General features: G+C 68.5%; 21 protein-coding genes. 4 read left to right on the forward strand and 17 right to left on the reverse strand.

Annotation, left to right across the window (positions count from 1 at the left end):
- Positions 1 to 184: 184 nt before the first annotated feature.
- The 5 genes from ACLP9N_RS25035 to ACLP9N_RS25055 form a co-directional block, all read right to left on the reverse strand.
- Entirely contained in the window at positions 185 to 580 is a 396-nt protein-coding gene (locus ACLP9N_RS25035) for an antitermination protein NusB (RefSeq protein WP_442409896.1), read from the reverse strand.
- The gene (gene nusB, locus ACLP9N_RS25040; protein ID WP_442409897.1) at positions 577 to 1059 is read right to left on the reverse strand and encodes a transcription antitermination factor NusB; all 483 of its coding nucleotides are present in this window, start codon (positions 1057 to 1059) and stop codon (positions 577 to 579) included. The genes ACLP9N_RS25035 and nusB overlap by 4 nt, the downstream gene beginning before the upstream one ends.
- A gap of 9 nt (positions 1060 to 1068) precedes the next feature.
- Positions 1069 to 1632 carry an elongation factor P gene (gene efp, locus ACLP9N_RS25045; RefSeq protein ID WP_442409898.1) on the reverse strand — a complete coding sequence of 188 codons (564 nt, stop codon included), beginning with the start codon at positions 1630 to 1632 and terminating at the stop codon, positions 1069 to 1071.
- A 275-nt stretch (positions 1633 to 1907) separates the two neighbouring features.
- The gene (locus tag ACLP9N_RS25050; protein ID WP_442409899.1) at positions 1908 to 2060 is read right to left on the reverse strand and encodes a hypothetical protein; all 153 of its coding nucleotides are present in this window, start codon (positions 2058 to 2060) and stop codon (positions 1908 to 1910) included.
- A gap of 9 nt (positions 2061 to 2069) precedes the next feature.
- Positions 2070 to 3218 carry an aminopeptidase P family protein gene (locus tag ACLP9N_RS25055; RefSeq protein WP_442409900.1) on the reverse strand — a complete coding sequence of 383 codons (1149 nt, stop codon included), beginning with the start codon at positions 3216 to 3218 and terminating at the stop codon, positions 2070 to 2072.
- Between the two features lie 33 nt (positions 3219 to 3251).
- Here ACLP9N_RS25055 and ACLP9N_RS25060 point away from each other — a divergent pair, with 33 nt between their 5' ends.
- Positions 3252 to 4028, forward strand: coding sequence for a B-4DMT family transporter (locus tag ACLP9N_RS25060; RefSeq protein WP_442409901.1), 777 nt, complete (start codon positions 3252 to 3254; stop codon positions 4026 to 4028).
- Here ACLP9N_RS25060 and aroQ read toward each other — a convergent pair.
- From aroQ to ACLP9N_RS25110, 10 genes are read right to left on the reverse strand one after another with little or no spacing between them, the layout of a single operon-like run.
- Positions 4025 to 4462 carry a type II 3-dehydroquinate dehydratase gene (gene aroQ / locus ACLP9N_RS25065; protein ID WP_442409902.1) on the reverse strand — a complete coding sequence of 146 codons (438 nt, stop codon included), beginning with the start codon at positions 4460 to 4462 and terminating at the stop codon, positions 4025 to 4027. The genes ACLP9N_RS25060 and aroQ overlap by 4 nt on opposite strands.
- Positions 4459 to 5559, reverse strand: a complete 1101-nt coding sequence (gene aroB / locus ACLP9N_RS25070; RefSeq protein ID WP_442409903.1) for a 3-dehydroquinate synthase — start codon at positions 5557 to 5559, stop codon at positions 4459 to 4461. Before aroB ends, aroQ begins: the two co-directional genes overlap by 4 nt.
- Complete coding sequence (locus ACLP9N_RS25075; protein WP_442409904.1) at positions 5556 to 6107, reverse strand: shikimate kinase; 552 nt, start codon at positions 6105 to 6107, stop codon at positions 5556 to 5558. The genes aroB and ACLP9N_RS25075 overlap by 4 nt, the downstream gene beginning before the upstream one ends.
- Before the next feature lie 6 nt (positions 6108 to 6113).
- The gene (gene aroC / locus ACLP9N_RS25080; RefSeq protein WP_442409905.1) at positions 6114 to 7319 is read right to left on the reverse strand and encodes a chorismate synthase; all 1206 of its coding nucleotides are present in this window, start codon (positions 7317 to 7319) and stop codon (positions 6114 to 6116) included.
- Positions 7320 to 7339: 20 nt separating this feature from the next.
- Positions 7340 to 7780, reverse strand: coding sequence for a prepilin peptidase (locus ACLP9N_RS25085; RefSeq protein WP_442409906.1), 441 nt, complete (start codon positions 7778 to 7780; stop codon positions 7340 to 7342).
- 10 nt (positions 7781 to 7790) lie between these two features.
- On the reverse strand, positions 7791 to 8606 hold the full coding sequence (locus ACLP9N_RS25090) for a shikimate dehydrogenase (protein ID WP_442409907.1): 816 nt from the start codon (positions 8604 to 8606) through the stop codon (positions 7791 to 7793).
- Positions 8584 to 9765, reverse strand: a complete 1182-nt coding sequence (gene mltG / locus ACLP9N_RS25095) for an endolytic transglycosylase MltG (RefSeq protein WP_442409939.1) — start codon at positions 9763 to 9765, stop codon at positions 8584 to 8586. Before mltG ends, ACLP9N_RS25090 begins: the two co-directional genes overlap by 23 nt.
- 55 nt (positions 9766 to 9820) lie before the next feature.
- A complete protein-coding gene (gene ruvX, locus ACLP9N_RS25100; RefSeq protein ID WP_442409908.1) occupies positions 9821 to 10309 on the reverse strand; it encodes a Holliday junction resolvase RuvX in 489 nt (162 codons plus the stop codon).
- Positions 10310 to 13033, reverse strand: a complete 2724-nt coding sequence (gene alaS / locus ACLP9N_RS25105) for an alanine--tRNA ligase (protein ID WP_442409909.1) — start codon at positions 13031 to 13033, stop codon at positions 10310 to 10312.
- A 58-nt stretch (positions 13034 to 13091) separates the two neighbouring features.
- Positions 13092 to 13481, reverse strand: coding sequence for a secondary thiamine-phosphate synthase enzyme YjbQ (locus ACLP9N_RS25110; protein WP_442409940.1), 390 nt, complete (start codon positions 13479 to 13481; stop codon positions 13092 to 13094).
- A 202-nt stretch (positions 13482 to 13683) separates the two neighbouring features.
- On the opposite strand from ACLP9N_RS25110, the gene ACLP9N_RS25115 reads away from it, so the two are divergent.
- Positions 13684 to 14307 carry a hypothetical protein gene (locus tag ACLP9N_RS25115; protein WP_442409910.1) on the forward strand — a complete coding sequence of 208 codons (624 nt, stop codon included), beginning with the start codon at positions 13684 to 13686 and terminating at the stop codon, positions 14305 to 14307.
- A gap of 72 nt (positions 14308 to 14379) precedes the next feature.
- Here ACLP9N_RS25115 and ACLP9N_RS25120 read toward each other — a convergent pair whose 3' ends face one another.
- Positions 14380 to 14718, reverse strand: a complete 339-nt coding sequence (locus ACLP9N_RS25120; protein WP_442409911.1) for a hypothetical protein — start codon at positions 14716 to 14718, stop codon at positions 14380 to 14382.
- A 95-nt stretch (positions 14719 to 14813) separates the two neighbouring features.
- Here ACLP9N_RS25120 and ACLP9N_RS25125 point away from each other — a divergent pair, with 95 nt between their 5' ends.
- Complete coding sequence (locus ACLP9N_RS25125; RefSeq protein ID WP_442409912.1) at positions 14814 to 15011, forward strand: hypothetical protein; 198 nt, start codon at positions 14814 to 14816, stop codon at positions 15009 to 15011.
- Between the two features lie 6 nt (positions 15012 to 15017).
- Here the strand turns inward: ACLP9N_RS25125 and ACLP9N_RS25130 are convergent, their stop codons facing one another.
- Positions 15018 to 16364 carry a replication-associated recombination protein A gene (locus tag ACLP9N_RS25130; RefSeq protein WP_442409913.1) on the reverse strand — a complete coding sequence of 449 codons (1347 nt, stop codon included), beginning with the start codon at positions 16362 to 16364 and terminating at the stop codon, positions 15018 to 15020.
- Between the two features lie 127 nt (positions 16365 to 16491).
- Here ACLP9N_RS25130 and ACLP9N_RS25135 point away from each other — a divergent pair, with 127 nt between their 5' ends.
- A complete protein-coding gene (locus tag ACLP9N_RS25135) occupies positions 16492 to 17604 on the forward strand; it encodes a hypothetical protein (protein WP_442409914.1) in 1113 nt (370 codons plus the stop codon).
- The last annotated feature ends 3 nt before the right edge of the window (positions 17605 to 17607 follow it).

Here is a 17607-nt window from a genome sequence, read left to right on the forward strand (position 1 = left end):
CGCGCGCAGGACGCGAATAATTACCGGGCGCTGTGATCGGTACGGGTTGTCCGCAGGCGCGTGCTATCGCGGTCGCTGGGATGTGGTACCGGATTTCCATCATGGGACAGCAACCATTGTGTCCCGCTCGCGCTCGCCGCGCGGCGATTTCCTTACCCGGGATCGGACCCACCGGATGAGCGGGTCAGCCGTCCACTTCGTCGTCGGCGTCATCAATAGCCACCCGGCCCCTACCGCGCGTGCTTTCCACCCACCGCAAAACCGGAAGCTCCCAGCGTCGCGCGGGTAGATCGGTGACATCGGACAGCGACCTCACCACGCCCTGCGTCAAGCCCATGAGCGCCGCTATCACCGGTAGCAGCGGCTGTAGCGGCTTGGCCGCCGTTCGAACCGTGCTGATCCGATTGGCCACGACCACGCGTTCGATGCAGTGATACAGCCACGCGCCGACGCCCAGCGCGTATATCGACATCGCCGAAGCGACGATGGTCAACCCATAAGCAGCGCACACGACAGCGCCAAGCACCACCGTGCCCGCCAGGAAGGCGGCGATGGCGAGGCGGAGTTCCAGGCGGCTCATGAGGCGCCTTCCCGGATCGCCCGAGCGGCGGCGCGGATCTGCGGCGTCACCAGCATGACCTGGCCCAGCACTCCGTTGATGAAGCCCGGCGATTCGTCGGTGGACAGCTCCTTGGCCAGCTCCACGGCCTCGTCGACGGCGACCGGCTCGGGCACGTCGTCGGCGTACAGCAGTTCCCACACCGCGACCCGCAGGATGGCGCGGTCCACCGCGGGCAGCCGGTTCAGCGTCCAGCCCTGCAGATGCGAGGTGATCAAGTCGTCGATGTGCGCGGCGTGCTCGTTCACACCGCGGGCGACCGCGACGGTATAGGGGTGCAGCGGCGCAACCTCGGGCTTGGCCTCGGCCAACGCGGTACGGACGTCGACCACCTCGGTCGGGGTCAGGCCGCGGGCCTCGGCTTCGAACAACAGGTCGACGGCGCGCTTTCGGGCCTGATGGCGTCCCTTAACAGGCCGGGCCGGCTTTTCGTCAGGCATAACGCCCGCTCACGCGTTGACGCGGCCCAGGTAGCTGCCGTCGCGCGAATCCACCTTGAGCTTGTCGCCGGTGTTGATGAAGAGCGGCACCTGGATCTGCGCGCCAGTCTCCAGGGTGGCCGGCTTGGTGCCCGCGCTGGACCGGTCGCCCTGCAGGCCCGGCTCGGTGTGGGTTACCACGAGTTCGATCGTGACCGGCAACTCGATGTACAGCGGCGCCCCGTCGTGGAACGCCACCTGCACCGGCAGGCCCTCCAGCAGATACCGTGCGGATTCAGCGACCAGGGATTCGGGCAGGTGGTGCTGCTCGTAGTCCTCGCTGTCCATGAACACGAAGTCCGAGCCGTCGCGGTACAGGTAGGTGGTGTCGCGGCGGTCGACGGTGGCGGTGTCCACCTTGACGCCGGCGTTGTACGTCTTGTCGACGACCTTGCCCGAGAGCACGTTCTTCAGCTTGGTACGCACAAACGCGGGGCCTTTGCCGGGCTTGACGTGCTGGAACTCGGTGATGGTCCACAGCTGTCCGTCGATGACCAGGACTAGTCCGTTTTTGAAGTCAGCAGTGGTTGCCACGATCGGTAAATCTCCTACAGGATGGCCAGTTATCTAGTGAACGAGCTTCCACCCGTTATCGGGTCTGCCTAACGAGTATGGCTGAACCGTTGCCGGCGCTCGACCTTACCGAGCCGCCGGGCCTGGTGGGAAATCCCCACAACCCCCTCGTCCTATCCGCGCCCCGGCGAGCTTACCCGCGGCCGGATGCAGCAAACCGCGGCCGAGGTGCACGGCCCGGTTCTCTCTTCGGCGACGGGGGTGACGGCGGAGCGGGCGGCAGTAGTCACTTCGGCTCAGGTGGGGACGGCGGCAACGGCGGCAATGCCAAGTTGATCGGCAACGGCGGCGACGGCGGTAACGGCGGGTCCGGCGCGTACGACGGCATCGACGGTGTGGGCGGGGCAGGCGGCGCCGGCGGGGCGTTGTTCGGCCACCCACGGGACCACCGGTACCAGCTAAATCAGGGTGATCAGCTCCTTGGGGAACCGGGTCAGCAATTCCGGGGTGTGCCCGTCGGTTTCCGGCGTCGCTGGTGTTGTTTCCGAGGGCACGACCAGCGTGTCCTCGATGCGGACACCGCCGCGTCCCGGCAGATAGACGCCGGGCTCCACCGTCACCACGGAACCCGCGAGCAGTGTGCCGGCGGACGTCGCGCCAATGCCCGGAGCTTCGTGGATCTCCAGGCCCACGCCGTGTCCCAGACCGTGTCCGAAGTGCTCCGCATAGCCCGCGTCGGCGATCAACTGGCGCGCAGCGGCATCCACATCGCGCAGGCCGACGCCCGGCCGCAACGCTTCCCGGCCGGCCCGCTGCGCGTCGGCGACCAGCTGATAGATCTCCCGCTGCCAGTCGGCGGCCTTACCCAGCACGAAGGTGCGGGTCATGTCGGAGTGATATCCGGCGACCAGCGCGCCGAAGTCGATCTTGACGAAATCGCCGGTCGCCAGCACCGCGTCGGTCGGCCGGTGGTGCGGGATCGCCGAATTCGGCCCCGCGGCCACGATCGTCTCGAAGGACACCGCATCGGCGCCGTGGTCGAGCATCAGCGCCTCCAACTCGCGAGCCACCTCGCGCTCGGTTCGCCCGGGCCGCAGACCGCCGCGATCCAGCAGGTCGCTAAGTGCGGCGTCGGCCGCCTCGCAGGCCAGCCGCAGCAACGCCAGCTCACCCGCGTCTTTGACCTCGCGCAGCGCCTCCACGGTTCCGGAGGCACGCACCAGCTCGGTGACCAGTTCCGATGTGTCACCGGACGTCCGCTTGTCCAGCTCGTTCGTCAGCGCATCCAGGCCGTCCACCGTGACCACATGGCTCTCGAAGCCCAGCCTGCGCACGCCGTCGTCGGCGGCCCGACCGGCCAGGTAGCGTCCACAGGCCCGTTCGATGACGACCTCGAGCCCGGGTGCCTGCTGCGCGGCCTGAGTGCGGTACCGGCCGTCGGTGGCCAGCACCGGCTCGCGATCGTCGGCGAAGACCAGCAATGCGCCGTTGGAGCCGGTGAAGCCCGACAGATAGCGCACGTTGGTCAAGTCCGTGACCAGCATCGCGTCCAGCTCGGTAGCCGCGATCGCTGATTTGAGATTGTGTCGACGCTGGGAATGTGTCACGGCTCTTGACGCTACTCGCTACGCTGAGACTCCATGAGAGACTGGATGCTGCGCGGATTGGTGTTCGCCGTTGCGATGGTTGTCCTCCGAGTGGTCCAGGGGGCACTGATCAACGCATGGCAGACGCAGTCGGGGTTGATCAGCGTCGTGCTGCTCCTGCTTTTCGTCATCGGCGTAGCCGTGTGGGGAATCAGGGACGGCCGCGCCGACGCCACTGCGAATCGGGATCCGGACCGCCGCCAAGATCTGGCGATGACCTGGCTGCTCGCCGGCCTGGTCGCGGGGATCCTCAGCGGTGCGGTGTCCTGGCTCATCGCCCAGGTGTACAGCGCGATCTACACCGGCGGGCTGCTCAACGAGGTGACCACGTTCGCGGCGTTCACCGCGCTCACCGTGTTCCTGCCCGGGATCGTCGGTGTGGCGGTCGGCCGGTGGCGGGTGGATCGGCAGTACGAGAAAGAACCGGAGAGACACCACGGGCTTGCCGATGGGCCTGAGCGAGGGGCCGACACCGATGTGTTCTCCGCCGTTCGCGCCGATGACTCCCCGACCGGTGAGATCCCTCTCGAAAAAGGGGACAAGGGTCAAGCCCAGACTGAGCAACGCGCGGCGGTGGCCACAGCTGAACGTGGGGCCGAACGTGAGGCACCCACCGAAACCATCGCCACCGGCGCGAGTGAGGCGCCCACCGAATCGTTCAAACTGCCCGGCGGCCCGTGGGGCAGCCCATCCGGTAGCGAAGACAAGACCGAGGTGATCCGGACGCGTGACGCCGACCAAACCAAGCCGGACACCCCGAAGAAGGATTAGCGGGCCGCCAGATAGCGCAGGGCGAGCAGGTAGCCCTGCACTCCGAGCCCGACGATCACCCCGGTTGCGACCGGGCTGATGTAGGAATGGCGCCGAAACTCCTCGCGCGCATGCACATTGGAGATGTGCACCTCGATCAAGGGCGCGCTCAGTTCGGCGCAGGCGTCGCGCAGGGCCACCGAGGTGTGCGTGAAGCCGCCCGCATTCAGGATCACCGGTTCGCCGGCATCGGCGGCCGAATGGATCCAGTCCAGCAGCTCGGCTTCGCTATCACTTTGCCGCACAACGACTTTGAGGCCAAGCTCGGCGGCTTCGCGTTCGATCAGGGCGGCTAGCTCATTGTGGGTGGTGCTGCCGTAGACATCCGGCTCGCGCCTGCCCAGCCGGCCCAGGTTCGGGCCGTTGATGACGTTCACGATGATCGGAGCTGTCATGACGCACCGACTTCGCTGTAGGCGGCCGCCAGCAGCGTCGGGTCCGGTCCCGCCATCCGGCCCGGTTTGCCCAGGCCGTCGAGGACGACGAACCGAAGCACGCCGGCCCGGGTCTTCTTGTCGCCGGCCATGTATTCCAGCAGTTGCGGCAATGCGTCGGCGTCATAGCTGACCGGCAGGCCGAGTGACTCCAGGATGGTGCGGTGCCGCAGCGCGGTGGCGTCGTCGAGCCGTCCGGCGAGTCTGGCCAGCTCGGCCGCGAATACCAGGCCCACCGACACGGCGGCGCCGTGCCGCCACTGGTAGCGCTCCCGGCGCTCGATCGCGTGCCCCAAAGTGTGCCCGTAGTTGAGGATTTCGCGCAGCTCCGACTCCTTCTCGTCGGCGGCGACGACTTCGGCCTTGACCTGGATCGCCCGCACGATCAGCTCCCGCAACACGTCGCCTTTCGGGTCCAGAGCGGCCTGCGGGTCGGCTTCGATGAGGTCGAGGATCGCCGGATCGGCGATGAACCCGGCCTTGACCACTTCGGCCATCCCGGCCACGATCTCGTTGCGCGGCAACGTTTCCAGAGTTGCCAGATCAGCCACGACAGCGAGCGGCTGATGAAACGCGCCGACCAAATTCTTGCCGGCCTCGGTGTTGATCCCCGTCTTGCCGCCGACGGCCGCGTCGACCATGGCGAGCAACGTGGTGGGCACGTGCACGATCGCGACACCGCGCAGCCAGGTGGCCGCGGCGAAGCCGGCGACATCGGTGGCGGCCCCGCCGCCGAGGCTGACCAGGGCGTCTTTCCGGCCAATTCCGATGCGGCCCAACACTTCCCAGATGAATCCGACGACCGGCAGGTCCTTACCCGCCTCGGCGTCCGGAATCTCGATGCGGTGCGCGTCGACGCCCTTGCCGGCCAGGTGGTTTCGGATCGCCTCCGCGGTGTCGGCCAGCACCGGTTGGTGCAGGATCGCGACCCGGTGCCGACCGGAAAGGAGTTGGTCCAATTCGTCGGACAGGCCTTGTAAGAGACCCCGGCCGATGACCACCGGATACGGCGGGTCGACGGCCACCTGCACGGTGACCGGTGCGGTGTCTTCGGTCATTTGGCGGCCTGCGCTGGCGAGGCGGCGTCTGCCGGTGCCTGTAGCCGAGACACGATGTAGCGGACCACGGCCCCCGGATTGCGGCGGTTGGTGTCTACCCGCATTGTTGCGACGCGCCGGTACAGCGGAACCCGGGCCGACATCAGGGCGCGGAATTTCGCGGCGCGGTCCGGCCCGGCCAGCAGCGGCCGCACGGTGTTGCCGCCGGTACGCCGCACGCCTTCGTTGGCGTTGATCTCCAGATAGATGACCGTGTGCCCGGCGAGCGCCTCGCGCACCCCCGGGCTGGTGACGGCGCCGCCGCCGAGCGACAGCACGCCGTCGTGCTCCGCCAGTGCCGCGCGCACCACGTTTTCCTCGATGCGCCGGAATTCCTGCTCCCCGTCGTTGGCGAAGATGTCGGCGATGGTCCGGCCGGTCTGCTGCTCGATGGCCACGTCGGTGTCGAGCAGGCCGACCCCGAGCGCCTTGGCCAGCCGCCTCCCGATGGTGGACTTGCCCGAACCCGGCAATCCGACGAGTACCGCCTTGGGTGCCTTGGATGTCATGAGCGCCTACCCGGACTTCCGCGCGGTGGGCGCTTCCCGCTCGGCGACCGCGCGCCGGTAGGCCTCGATGTTGCGGCGGGTTTCGGTCAGCGAGTCGCCGCCGAACTTCTCCAGCGCCGCGCGGGCCAGCACCAGCGCCACCATGGTTTCGACCACGACGCCGGCGGCCGGCACGGCGCACACATCGGAGCGCTGGTGGATGGCGACGGCCTCGTCGCCAGTCGCCAGGTCGACGGTAGCCAGCGCTCGGGGCACGGTGGAGATCGGCTTCATCGCCGCGCGGACCCGCAGCGGCTGGCCGTTGGTCATGCCGCCTTCCAGCCCGCCGGCCCGGTTGGTCGACCGGACCACCCCGTCGGGCCCGGGATACATCTCGTCGTGGGCGTGGCTGCCGCGGCGGCGCGCGGTCTCGAAGCCGTCGCCGATCTCCACGCCCTTGATCGCCTGGATGCCCATCACGGCGGCGGCCAGCTGGCTGTCGAGCCGGTTGTCACCGCTGGTGAACGATCCCAGCCCGACCGGCAGGCCCATCGCCACCACCTCGACCACCCCGCCGAGAGTGTCGCCGTCCTTCTTGGCCGCTTCGATCTCGGCGATCATGGCCGCCTCCGCGGCCTTGTCGAACGCACGGACCGGGCTGTCGTCGATGGCGGGCAGGTCTTCGGCCCGCGGCGGGGGTCCGTCGTAGGGCGCCGACGGGCCGATCGCGATGACGTGGGAGACCACCTCGACGCCGAGCGCCTGCCGCAGGAACGCGCGCGCGACGGTTCCCGCCGCGACGCGGGCGGCGGTCTCGCGGGCGCTGGCCCGCTCCAGCACCGGCCGGGCGTCGTCGAAGCCGTACTTGAGCATCCCCGCGTAGTCGGCGTGGCCGGGCCGCGGCCGGGTCAGCGGTTCATTGCGGGCCGAGTTTTCCAGTTCCGCCGCATCGACGGGGTCGGCGGCCATCACGGTTTCCCACTTCGGCCACTCGGTGTTGCCGATCTCGATGGCAATGGGACCGCCCAGCGTGACGCCGTGGCGCACCCCGGACAGCATGGTGACCGCGTCACGCTCGAACTTCATCCGCGCGCCGCGGCCGTAGCCGAGCCGGCGTCGGGCCAGTTGGTCGGCGATCTCGGTGGACGTGACCTGCACGCCGGCGACCATGCCTTCGACGACGGCCACCAACGCTCGGCCGTGCGATTCCCCGGCAGTGATCCAACGCAACACCCGACTATCTTCCCATGGGCTCAACCCACGAGGGCCAGCCCCGCTGCGGCTGCGGTGGCCAGGCACATCGACGGGCCGTGCGGCACGGTACGCACGCCGCACAACATCCCGACCACACCGCACAGCGCCGTCAGCAGCGGAGCGGCCAACCCCGCCAGAAACCACACCTCGACACCGAAGCAGCCGGCCAGCCCACCCAGGCCGATCGCGAGTTTGACGTCACCGGCTCCCAGCGCCGCCGGCGCCACCAGGTGCACCAGCAGATAAACCCCAGCCAGCGCCGCAGCCCCGGCCAGCGCCGGCACGCCGCGGCCGACCATGGCGCCGGCCAGCAGAATCACGGCCGCACCCGGCAGCGTTAGCGCGTTGGGCAGCCGTCGTTGCCTGATGTCGTAGCAGCTCAACACGGCCAGCCAGGTGAGCACCAGGGCCGCTATTACGCTGGGCAAGCCGATCCGCATTCGCGGCAGGCTAGTCCAACGGCTCCAAAGCGCAAGCCATCGCCTCGCGCGGGGCGGGCAGCCCGGTGAATTGCTCCACCTGCGCAAACGCCTGATGCAACAGCATCTGCAGGCCGCTGATCACCCGACCGCCAGCGGCGGTGACCGCGGCGGCCAGCGGCGTCGGCCACGGGTCGTAGACGGCGTCCAGCAGCACCGGGATGGCGGCGAACGTGCCGGCATAGCGCGCAGCCACGTCGGCCGGGACAGTGCTGACCAGGACCTCGGCGGCAGCCACCTCGTCGGCCAGGCCGTCGCTGTCCAGGGCGCAGAACCGGGTGGGCGCGCCGATGCGGGTTCCGAGGTCCACCAGCCGGGCGGCCTTGTCCGGGTTGCGCGCCACGACGGTGACGCCGGTGACGCCGTGTTCGGCCAGCGCCACGACGGCCGCCGGCGCGGTGCCGCCCGACCCGCACACCAACGCGCGCCCGGACACAGAACCGAGCGCCCCCGTCACGCCGTCGACGTCGGTGTTGTCGGCGCGCCAGCCGCGCCGGGTGCGAACCAGGGTGTTGGCCGACCCGACCTGTTCGGCGCGCGGCGTGTGCTCGTCGGCGAACCGCAGGGCGGCGAACTTGCCGGGCTTGGTCACCGACACGCCGACCCAGTCCGGCCCGAACCCACCGACCACGGCCGGCAGCTCGTCGGCACCGCATTCGATGCGCTCGTAGGTCCAGTCGTGCAAGCCGAGCGCGCGGTAGGCGGCCAGGTGCAATTGCGGGGAGCGGGAATGCGCGACCGGCGAGCCCAGCACCCCGGCTTTCCTAGCGGGCGCTGTCGAGGACACCGTTGTGCTTGGCCAGCTCGATGTTCGCCAAATGCTGTTGATAATCCTTGGTGAACAGCGTCGTGCCCTGTTTGTCGATGGTGACGAAGTACAGCCAGTCCCCCGGCTCGGGGTGCTCGGCGGCGCGCAGCGCATCGACACCGGGAGAGCAGATCGCGGTCGCCGGCAGTCCCTGGGACACGTAGGTGTTCCACGGCGTCTTCTGGGCCCGGTCGGCGTCGGTGGTGGCCACCTCCCGGCGGTCCAGCGGATAGTTCACCGTCGAGTCGAACTCCAGCGTGTGGTGAATGTGCAGGCGGTTGTAGATGACCTGCGCCACCTTCGGGAAATCCTGCGAGTCGGCTTCCTGCTGCACCAGCGACGCCACCACCAGGATGTCGTAGGGCGACAGGTGCAGGGATTGGGCGGTGTCCACCAGCCCGGATTTCGTGTATTCCTCGGCGCCGGCGCCGATCAGACCCGCCAGGATGTTCTCCGGCGAGGCCGTCGGATCGACGTCGAAGGTTCCCGGGGCGATCAGACCCTCGATCCGGCGATGGTCGCTTCCCAGCTCGTTGGCCGGTTCGATCGCCCAGGGCGGCACCGCCAGCGCGATCAGATTGCTTTTGGCGGCGGCGTTGCGCAGGTCCTCCACCGCGACGCAGCGTCGGTTGCCGTCGAGGTCCACGCAGGTAGCGCGGGAAATCAGTGAGAAGATGCCAGGATTCACCATATTGGTCTTCATGTCGGTGGTGTCGTCGAGCTGTCGTCCCTCCGGGATGACCAGCTTGCCCACCCTGTTGTTCGGATCGACGAGTCGCGCCACCGCGGAAGCGGCCGAGATCTCGGTCCGGATCCGGTAGAAGCCCGGCTGGATCGACGAAATCCCCGCGACCCCGTGCGCCGCGTTGAGGAATGCGCGGACGGTGGCGACCACGCCGCTGTTGTGCAGCGTCTCCCCGATCGCGGTGGTGGAGTCACCGGCGTGTACCTGAATCATGATGTCTTGCTTGCCGGGTCCGCTGTAATCGTCACCCGTCCCGAACATCGTGTGCCACAGCCGGAAGCCGACGACGACGGCCGTGAGCACCACCACAATGAGCAGGCCGAGGGCCAATCTGCCGGCGAAGCGCCTCCGGCGCTGGCCACGCTCGGCCCGCTTCTGCGCCAGGCGGCTCATCTTGCGCCGGGGCGGCCCGACTTCCTCGGGCTCGGCGCGTTCCTGCCGCACGCTGTCAACCACCGACGATATCCCCCGCCGCGGCAGGCCCGGAGAGGGCGGCACGCCGCTGATCGAGCCAGCTCTGCAGGATCGCCACCGCCGCCGCCTGGTCGATCACCGCCCGTTGATCCTTGGCGCGCACACCCGCCGCGCGCAGGGATCGCTGCGCGCTGACGGTGGTCAGCCGCTCATCGGCGAGCCGCACCGGTGTCGGGGCAACCCGGTGCCCGAGCGCCGCGGCCAGTTCGGTCGCGTCCCGGGCCGACGGGCCGGTGCGGTCGGCCAGTGTCCGCGGCAGCCCGACGACCACCTCGACAACCTCCAGCTCGGCGGCCAGCGCGGCCAGTCGGCGCAGATGCTTACCGGTACGGTCGCGGCGAACCGTCTCCACCGGGGTCGCGAGGATGCCGTCGGGATCGCTGACGGCCACGCCGATGCGCACACTGCCCACATCGATGCCGAGCCGTCGTCCCCGTCCAGGATCCCGCTGTGCCGAAACCACTCAGCCGACCCGCCGTATCTCCGCGCGTACCGCGTCGAGCGCCGCGTCGATGCCGGTCGGATCCTTACCTGAGCCCTGCGCCAGGTCGGCCTTACCGCCGCCGCGGCCGTCGACGGCCACGGCGAGCTGTTTGACCAGGTCGTTGGCGCTGATCCCGAGATCTTGGGCGGCTGGATTGGCGGCCACCGCGTACGGCACGGTGGGGCCGTCATCCCCTGAAACCACAGCTATCAGCGCGACCACCGCGGGGTCGCTGCCCAGCTTGCCCCGGATGTCGCCGACCAGAGACCGCAGGTCGGCCGCCGTCATCCCGGCCGACATCCGTTGCACCACCACACGGACGTTACCGATCCGCTCCGCACCCGCCGCGGCGTTGGTCGCGGCGGCCCGGGCGTTCGCCAGTCGGGCGCGTTCGAGTTCCTTCTCGGCGGCCTTGAGCCGGTCCACCAGATTGGCCACCCGGGCGGGCACCTCTTCGGACGGCACCTTCAGCGACGAGGCCAGCCCGGCCATCAGCGCGCGCTCCTTGGCCAGGTGGCGGAACGAGTCCAGCCCGACGTAGGCCTCCACCCGGCGCACCCCGGAGCCGATCGAGGATTCGCCGAGGATGGTCACCGGGCCGATCTGCGCGGAGTTGTGCACATGCGTGCCCCCGCACAGCTCCAGTGAGAACGGCCCGCCGATCTCCACCACCCGCACCTCCTCGGGATAGGCCTCGCCGAACAGCGCCATCGCGCCCATCGCCTTGGCCTTCTCGAGTTGCTCGGTGAAGGTGTGCACCTCGAAGTCGGCCTGCACGGCCTCGTTGGTGACCTCTTGGACTTGTGAGCTCTGGGTGTCCGATAGAGGCCCCTGCCAGTTGAAGTCGAAGCGCAAGTAGCCCGGCCGGTTCAGCGACCCGGCCTGAACCGCGTTGGGCCCCAGCACTTGTCGCAGCGCGGCGTGCACCATGTGGGTGCCCGAGTGGCCTTGCGTGGCGCCGCGGCGCCATTCCGGGTCCGCCGCCGCGACGACGGTATCGCCCTCGACGAATTCCCCTGATTCCACGTTGACGCGGTGCACCCAAAGGGTTTTGGCGATCTTCTGCACGTCGGTGACCGCCGCGCGGGCGCTTTCGCCTGCGCCGGTTCCGCGGACGGTGCCGACGTCGGCGAGCTGACCGCCGGACTCAGCGTACAGCGGGGTGCGGTCCAGCACCAGTTCGACCCGATCCACGACGGCGGCTTCACCGTGCGCCGCATGCGCCACCACCGGGACCCGTTTGCCGTCGACGAAGATGCCGAGAATCCTTGCCTCGGAGGTCAATTCGTCGAAGCCGGTGAACTCGGTGGGGCCGGCGTCGACCAGCTCGCGGTAGGCGGTCAGGTCGGCGTGCGCGTGTTTGCGCGCAGCGGCATCGGCCTTGGCCCGCTGGCGTTGCTGCAACATCAGCTCGTGAAAGCCGGTCTTGTCGACGGTCAGGCCGGCTTCGGCCGCCATTTCGAGAGTGAGCTCGATCGGGAAACCATAGGTGTCGTGCAAGGTGAAGGCGTCCGAGCCGGAAACCACCGTGGCGCCTGACGTTTTGGTAGCGTTGGCCACGTCCTCGAACAGCTTCGAGCCCGACGTCAGCGTGCGATTGAACGCGGTCTCCTCGGCGACGGCGATGCGGCTGATCCGCGCGAAGTCGCTGACCAGTTCGGGATACGACGGGCCCATCGCGTCGCGCACGGTGGCCATCAGCTCACCGACGATCGGGGTGTCCGAGATATCCAAGCCCAGCAGCTTGGCCGACCGGACGACCCGACGCAGCAGCCGGCGCAGCACGTAACCGCGGCCGTCGTTGCCCGGGCTGACCCCGTCGGCGATCAGGATCGCGGCGGTGCGGCTGTGGTCGGCGATGATGCGGTAGCGCACGTCGTCTTCGTGGTTCCCGACGTCATAACCGCGGGGTGCCCGAGCCTCCACCAGGTCGATGACCGGCCGCAGCAGGTCGGTCTCGTAGACGTTGTGCACGCCTTGCAGGACCAGCGCGACGCGCTCCACCCCCATGCCGGTGTCGATGTTCTTGCGGGGCAACGGCCCGAGGATCTCGTAGTCTTCCTTGGACGATCCCTCGCCGCGCTCGTTCTGCATGAACACCAGGTTCCAGACCTCGAGGTAGCGGTCCTCGTTGGCGATGGGACCGCCCTCGGGTCCGAACTCGGGCCCGCGGTCGTAGTAGATCTCCGAGGAAGGCCCGCACGGCCCCGGGATGCCCATCGACCAGTAGGTGTCGGCCATGCCGCGGCGCTGGATCCGCTCGGCCGGCAGCCCGGCGATCTCCTGCCACAGCTGTGCGGCCTCGTCGTCATCGAGATACACGGTGGCCCAGAGCCTTTCGGGATCCAGCCCGTAGCCCCCGTCGGCGACCGGATTGGTCAGCAGCGCCCAGGCCAGTTCGATGGCCCCACGCTTGAAGTAGTCGCCGAACGAGAAATTGCCGGCCATCTGAAAGAACGTGTTGTGCCGGGTGGTGATGCCGACCTCGTCGATATCCGGGGTGCGGATGCACTTCTGGATGCTGGTGGCCGTCGCGTAGGGCGGTGTGCGCTGCCCGAGGAAGAACGGCACGAACTGGACCATGCCGGCGTTGACGAACAACAGGTTGGGGTCGTCGAGGATCACCGACGCGCTGGGCACCTCGGTGTGGCCCGCCTTCACGAAATGATCAAGGAACCGCTTCCTGATCTCGTGTGTCTGCACTCTTTTGCTTCCTTAGGTGCTTGCTCTCGGGTCGATTCTCGCCATTGGACGCTAGCCGCTAGCCATCCAGAAAGCTCAACCGCACCGACCGCCGCGGATTGTCCCGGTTGAGGTCGACCAGCACGATACTTTGCCAGGTGCCCAGCTGAGGCTCGCCACCCACGACCGGCACCGTCACCGACGGCGCGACGATCGCCGGCAACACATGGTCGGCGCCGTGGCCTTCGGAGCCGTGCGCGTGCCGGTACCGGTCGTCGCGCGGCAACAGCCGCTCCAACGTGTCGACCAGGTCATCGTCGGAGCCCGCGCCGGTCTCGATGATCGCGACCCCGGCCGTCGCGTGCGGGACGAACACATTGCACAGGCCGTCGCCGTAGCTGAAGCAGAACCTGTGCACCGCATCGGTGAGGTCCACGATGCGGCGACTGGAGGTGTCCACATCCAACACATCGGTCTGCATCTGGCCAAGCCTACGGCGGGGCGCAGGTAAGGGCCCAGGACCAGGCAATTGTTTGTGATCGCGACCACAGCCCAATTAGTCCCGAATCAGTCACCAATTAATCGTTGCCAGCGGTAACCGGCAGGAGGAAGGTATCTGGTGGGACCGGTGGCGCCACCGGGGCGCTGCCCCGACACGGGAGGGGTCGATCGTGTACGCACGCTCCACCACCATTCAGGCGCAACCTCTGTCGGTCGACATTGGAATCGCCCATGTTCGCGATGTCGTCATGCCTGCGCTGCAGGAGCTTGACGGGTTTGTGGGGCTGTCGCTGTTGGTCGACCGGCAGTCCGGCACATGCATCGCCACCAGCGCCTGGGACGGCTTGGAGACAATGCGCGCCAGCGCCGAGCGGGTGGCTCCCGTTCGTGACCGGGCCGCGATGATGTTCGACGGCAGCGCGCGGGTCGAGGAATGGGATATCGCCCTGCTGCACCGCGACCACCGGTCGCACGAGGGGGCATGCGTGCGGGCCACCTGGCTCAAGGTGGTGCCGGATCAGCTCAACCGCTCGCTGGACTTCTACCGGACGGCGGTGCTGCCGGAGCTGGAAAACCTCGACGGCTTCTGCAGTGCCAGCCTGATGGTCGACCACCCGGCATGCCGGCGTGCGGTGTCCTGCTCGACGTTCGACAGCATGGACGCGATGGCCCGAAACCGCGACCGCGCGACCGAGCTGCGCAGCCGCCGCGTGCGGGATTTAGGCGCCGAGGTGGTCGACGTGGTCGAATTCGAGCTGGCGATCGCCCGCTTGCGGGTGCCCGAGCTGGTCTGAGGGTCCCGCGCGTTTCTCGCCGAGCGTCACGCCTGCGTGACGCTCGGTGCGCGCAGAAGTCGGGCGCTGCTCCTAGCCCGGCAGCGAGTCGCCGGGGAATCCGCGGCACGGGTGCACCTCGTAGGTGAACACTCCGGCCGCCACCCCGGGGTCGTCGTTCATTACCGCGGTGGTGGCTTCAACGGTCGCGTCGAACACCCCGACGCCGCACACGTCGGACCCGTCGGTGACGGGCAGGACGACCGCCAGCACGCCGTCTTCGCGCAGCCCGAAATTGCGGCGGCCGTGCTCCCAGATGATCGCCGGTGCCGCGTCGTCTTCGTATTTGGATCCCCGCTTGAGGATGACGACGCTGTAGGGCTTGGCGTCGGGCAGCAGTCGGCCCATCTCCTCGTCGGTGAACGTTCTCATGATTCCCTCGCGCCCAGCGTAACGGCGCTGTGAAATTTCCGCTCCGGTACTCGCGGTGGCGTTACGGTCGCTCCTCTGCCGGGAAGGGACCATGAATGAAACACGCACTTAATGGGCTGGCCATCAGTGTTTTGGCAGGCAGTGTGGGCCTGGCGCCGAACATGGCGCCGCAAGAGTGGTGGTGTCCGGGCCAGCCCATACCCAATGGCGCCATGTGGAACATGGCCATCTGCCACCAGTATCACTACGTGACGCAACCCGACGGCACCCAAGTTGCCGTCCAGGGACCCTAGTCACGCTCACCCGCGCTTGCGACGGATGATCGCCCGCAGCCGCTCCAGCCGGCCGGCGATCTCCCGTTCGCCGCCGCGTCCGGTGGGTCGGTAGTAGTCGACGTCGACCAGCTCGTCCGGCGGATATTGTTGCGCGACTACGCCGTCCGGGTCGTCGTGGGAGTACTTATAGCCCTGCGCGTTGCCCAGCGACGCCGCACCAGAGTAATGCCCGTCGCGCAGATGCGCCGGCACCATACCGGCCTTGCCCGCCTTGATGTCGCTCATCGCAGCGCCCAGCGCGGTGGTGACCGCGTTCGACTTCGGCGCGGTGGCCAAATGGACGGTGGCATGCGCCAACGTCAGCTGGGCTTCGGGCATCCCGATTAGCTGCACGGTCTGCGCGGCGGCGACCGCGGTCTGCAACGCGGTCGGATCGGCCATCCCGATGTCCTCGCTGGCCAGGATCATCAGCCGGCGGGCGATGAACCGCGGGTCCTCCCCCGCGACCAGCATGCGGGCCAGATAGTGCAGCGCGGCGTCGACGTCGGAGCCGCGCACGGATTTGATGAAGGCGCTGATGACGTCGTAGTGCTGGTCGCCGTCGCGGTCGTAGCGCACCGCGGCCTTGTCCAGGGACTGCTCGATGGTCTCGACGGTCACTTCCTCGGTGGCCGCTCGGACCGTTTCGGAAGCGACCTCCAGCGCCGTCAGGGCGCGGCGGGCATCGCCGGCGGCCAATTGCACCACCAGGTCGACGGCGTCGGGCGCCACCGCGACCCGCCCGCCCAGGCCGCGGGGATCGTCGATCGCGCGCTGCACGACCGTTCGGACGTCATCGGCGGTCAGCGGCCGCAACTGCAGGATCAGCGACCGGGACAGCAGCGGCGCGACCACAGAAAACGACGGAGTCTCGGTGGTCGCCGCCACCAGCAACACCACCCGGTTTTCCACGGCGGACAGCAGGGCGTCCTGCTGGGTCTTGGAGAAGCGGTGTACTTCGTCGATGAACAGCACCGTCTGCTCACGGTTGAGGAGGGCCTTTCGCGCCGAATCTATAACGGCCCGAACGTCTTTGACGCCGGCCGACAACGCCGAGAGCGCCTCGAAGCGGCGGCCGGTAGCCTGTGAGATCAACGCCGCCAGCGTCGTCTTGCCGCTGCCTGGCGGGCCGTAGAGGATGACCGACGCCACCCCGGAGCCCTCGACGAGCCGGCGCAGCGGTGATCCCGGCGCCAGCAGGTGGTCCTGACCGACCACTTCGTCCAGCGCCGCCGGCCGCATCCGCACCGGCAGCGGCGCTCCGGCCGACACGCCCAGGCCAACATCGGTCGGCCGCGCCGCGCCGGGCAGGTCGAACAGACCGTCGGACACGGCTTCAGGCTATCGGGCCAAGTTACCGGCCGTGTATCCGCGCGCCTGCGCCGCATAACTGCTAAGTTCCGGTTGGCTAAGTTCTGCGTTCACCGATTCACAGCGAACTCGAAACCTTAGGACGGCAATGAGCCAGCCCCCAGACTATCCAGGTACCCCGGCCGACCCCCAGCGTGGCAACCAGACCCCTCCGGGCTACCCGCCACCGCCCGGCTACGGCGCACCGCCCCCACCACCGCCCGCGGGCCCCGGCTATGGCGCACCTCCCCCGGGCCCGGGTTACGGCCGGCATGCGAGCCCACCGCCCGGCCCCGGCGGATACGGCCCGCCCCCCGGCGGATACGGCCCGCCGCCGGGAGAAGGCCCGCCGCCGTCCTACGGCACGCCGCCCCCACCACCCCCGGGGGGCCTACCGCCCTCCGGCTACGGAGCGCCCCCGGCCGGCTACCCGCCACAGCCGGGCTACGCCCCCCCGCCCGGCGGTCCCGCGCCCTCGCAATTCAACATCGGCGAGGCGGTGAGCTGGGCGTGGAACAAGTTCACCAAGAACGCCGTAGCGCTCATCGTTCCCCTGCTGATCTACTTCGTGGTGATCGGTCTTCTCGCCGTTGTTGCCGGAGTCCTGCCCGCGGTCCTGGGCCAGAGCACGAGCACCACCTACACCGACGCGTACGGCAATCCCGTTTCGGGCACAGCCATCACTTTCGGCGCCGCCTCGTACGCCGTCATGGCCATCGGCTACATCCTGTTGTTCATCGCGGCGATCTTCATGATCGCCGCAATTCTCACCGGCGCCCTTGACATTGCCGACGGAAAGCCGGTGAGCATCGGATCGTTCTTCAAGCCCCGCAACCTGGGTCCGGTGTTCCTCACCGCGCTGTTGGTCGCGGTTGCCACCTGGATCGGATCGCTGTGCATCATCGGCGGCGTGATCTTCGGTTTTATCGCCCAGTTCGCCATCGCGTTTGTGGTCGATCGATCCCTCTCACCAGTCGAATCCATCAAGGCCAGCTTCGAGACCGTCAAGTCCAACTTCGGCGGCGCTCTGTTGTCTTGGCTTGTGCAGTACGCGATCGTGCTGGTCGGTGCATTCGTGTGCGGAATCGGCCTGCTCGTCGCCTTTCCGCTCGCCCTGCTGATCCAGGTCTACACCTACCGCAAGCTTTCGGGCGGCCAGGTCGTGCCTCTGGAGCAGCCGGGATATCCGGCTGGCCCCCCACCGGGGCCCCAGTTCGCATAGGCG

Origin of the sequence: Mycobacterium sp., assembly GCF_052144515.1 — a bacterium.
Lineage (GTDB): Bacteria > Actinomycetota > Actinomycetes > Mycobacteriales > Mycobacteriaceae > Mycobacterium.

What these genes read in the sequence shown, in the direction of transcription:
- ACLP9N_RS25125 (WP_442409912.1), top strand. Translation starts at nt 14,814, where the DNA reads ATGAAACACGCACTTAATGGGCTGGCCATCAGTGTTTTGGCAGGCAGT.
- ACLP9N_RS25060 (WP_442409901.1), top strand. Translation starts at nt 3,252, where the DNA reads ATGAGAGACTGGATGCTGCGCGGATTGGTGTTCGCCGTTGCGATGGTT.
- ACLP9N_RS25035 (WP_442409896.1), bottom strand. Translation starts at nt 580, where the DNA reads ATGAGCCGCCTGGAACTCCGCCTCGCCATCGCCGCCTTCCTGGCGGGC.
- aroB (WP_442409903.1), bottom strand. Translation starts at nt 5,559, where the DNA reads ATGACCGAAGACACCGCACCGGTCACCGTGCAGGTGGCCGTCGACCCG.
- ACLP9N_RS25135 (WP_442409914.1), top strand. Translation starts at nt 16,492, where the DNA reads ATGAGCCAGCCCCCAGACTATCCAGGTACCCCGGCCGACCCCCAGCGT.
- nusB (WP_442409897.1), bottom strand. Translation starts at nt 1,059, where the DNA reads ATGCCTGACGAAAAGCCGGCCCGGCCTGTTAAGGGACGCCATCAGGCC.
- aroQ (WP_442409902.1), bottom strand. Translation starts at nt 4,462, where the DNA reads ATGACAGCTCCGATCATCGTGAACGTCATCAACGGCCCGAACCTGGGC.
- mltG (WP_442409939.1), bottom strand. Translation starts at nt 9,765, where the DNA reads ATGAGCCGCCTGGCGCAGAAGCGGGCCGAGCGTGGCCAGCGCCGGAGG.
- ACLP9N_RS25120 (WP_442409911.1), bottom strand. Translation starts at nt 14,718, where the DNA reads ATGAGAACGTTCACCGACGAGGAGATGGGCCGACTGCTGCCCGACGCC.
- ACLP9N_RS25085 (WP_442409906.1), bottom strand. Translation starts at nt 7,780, where the DNA reads ATGCGGATCGGCTTGCCCAGCGTAATAGCGGCCCTGGTGCTCACCTGG.
- ACLP9N_RS25075 (WP_442409904.1), bottom strand. Translation starts at nt 6,107, where the DNA reads ATGACATCCAAGGCACCCAAGGCGGTACTCGTCGGATTGCCGGGTTCG.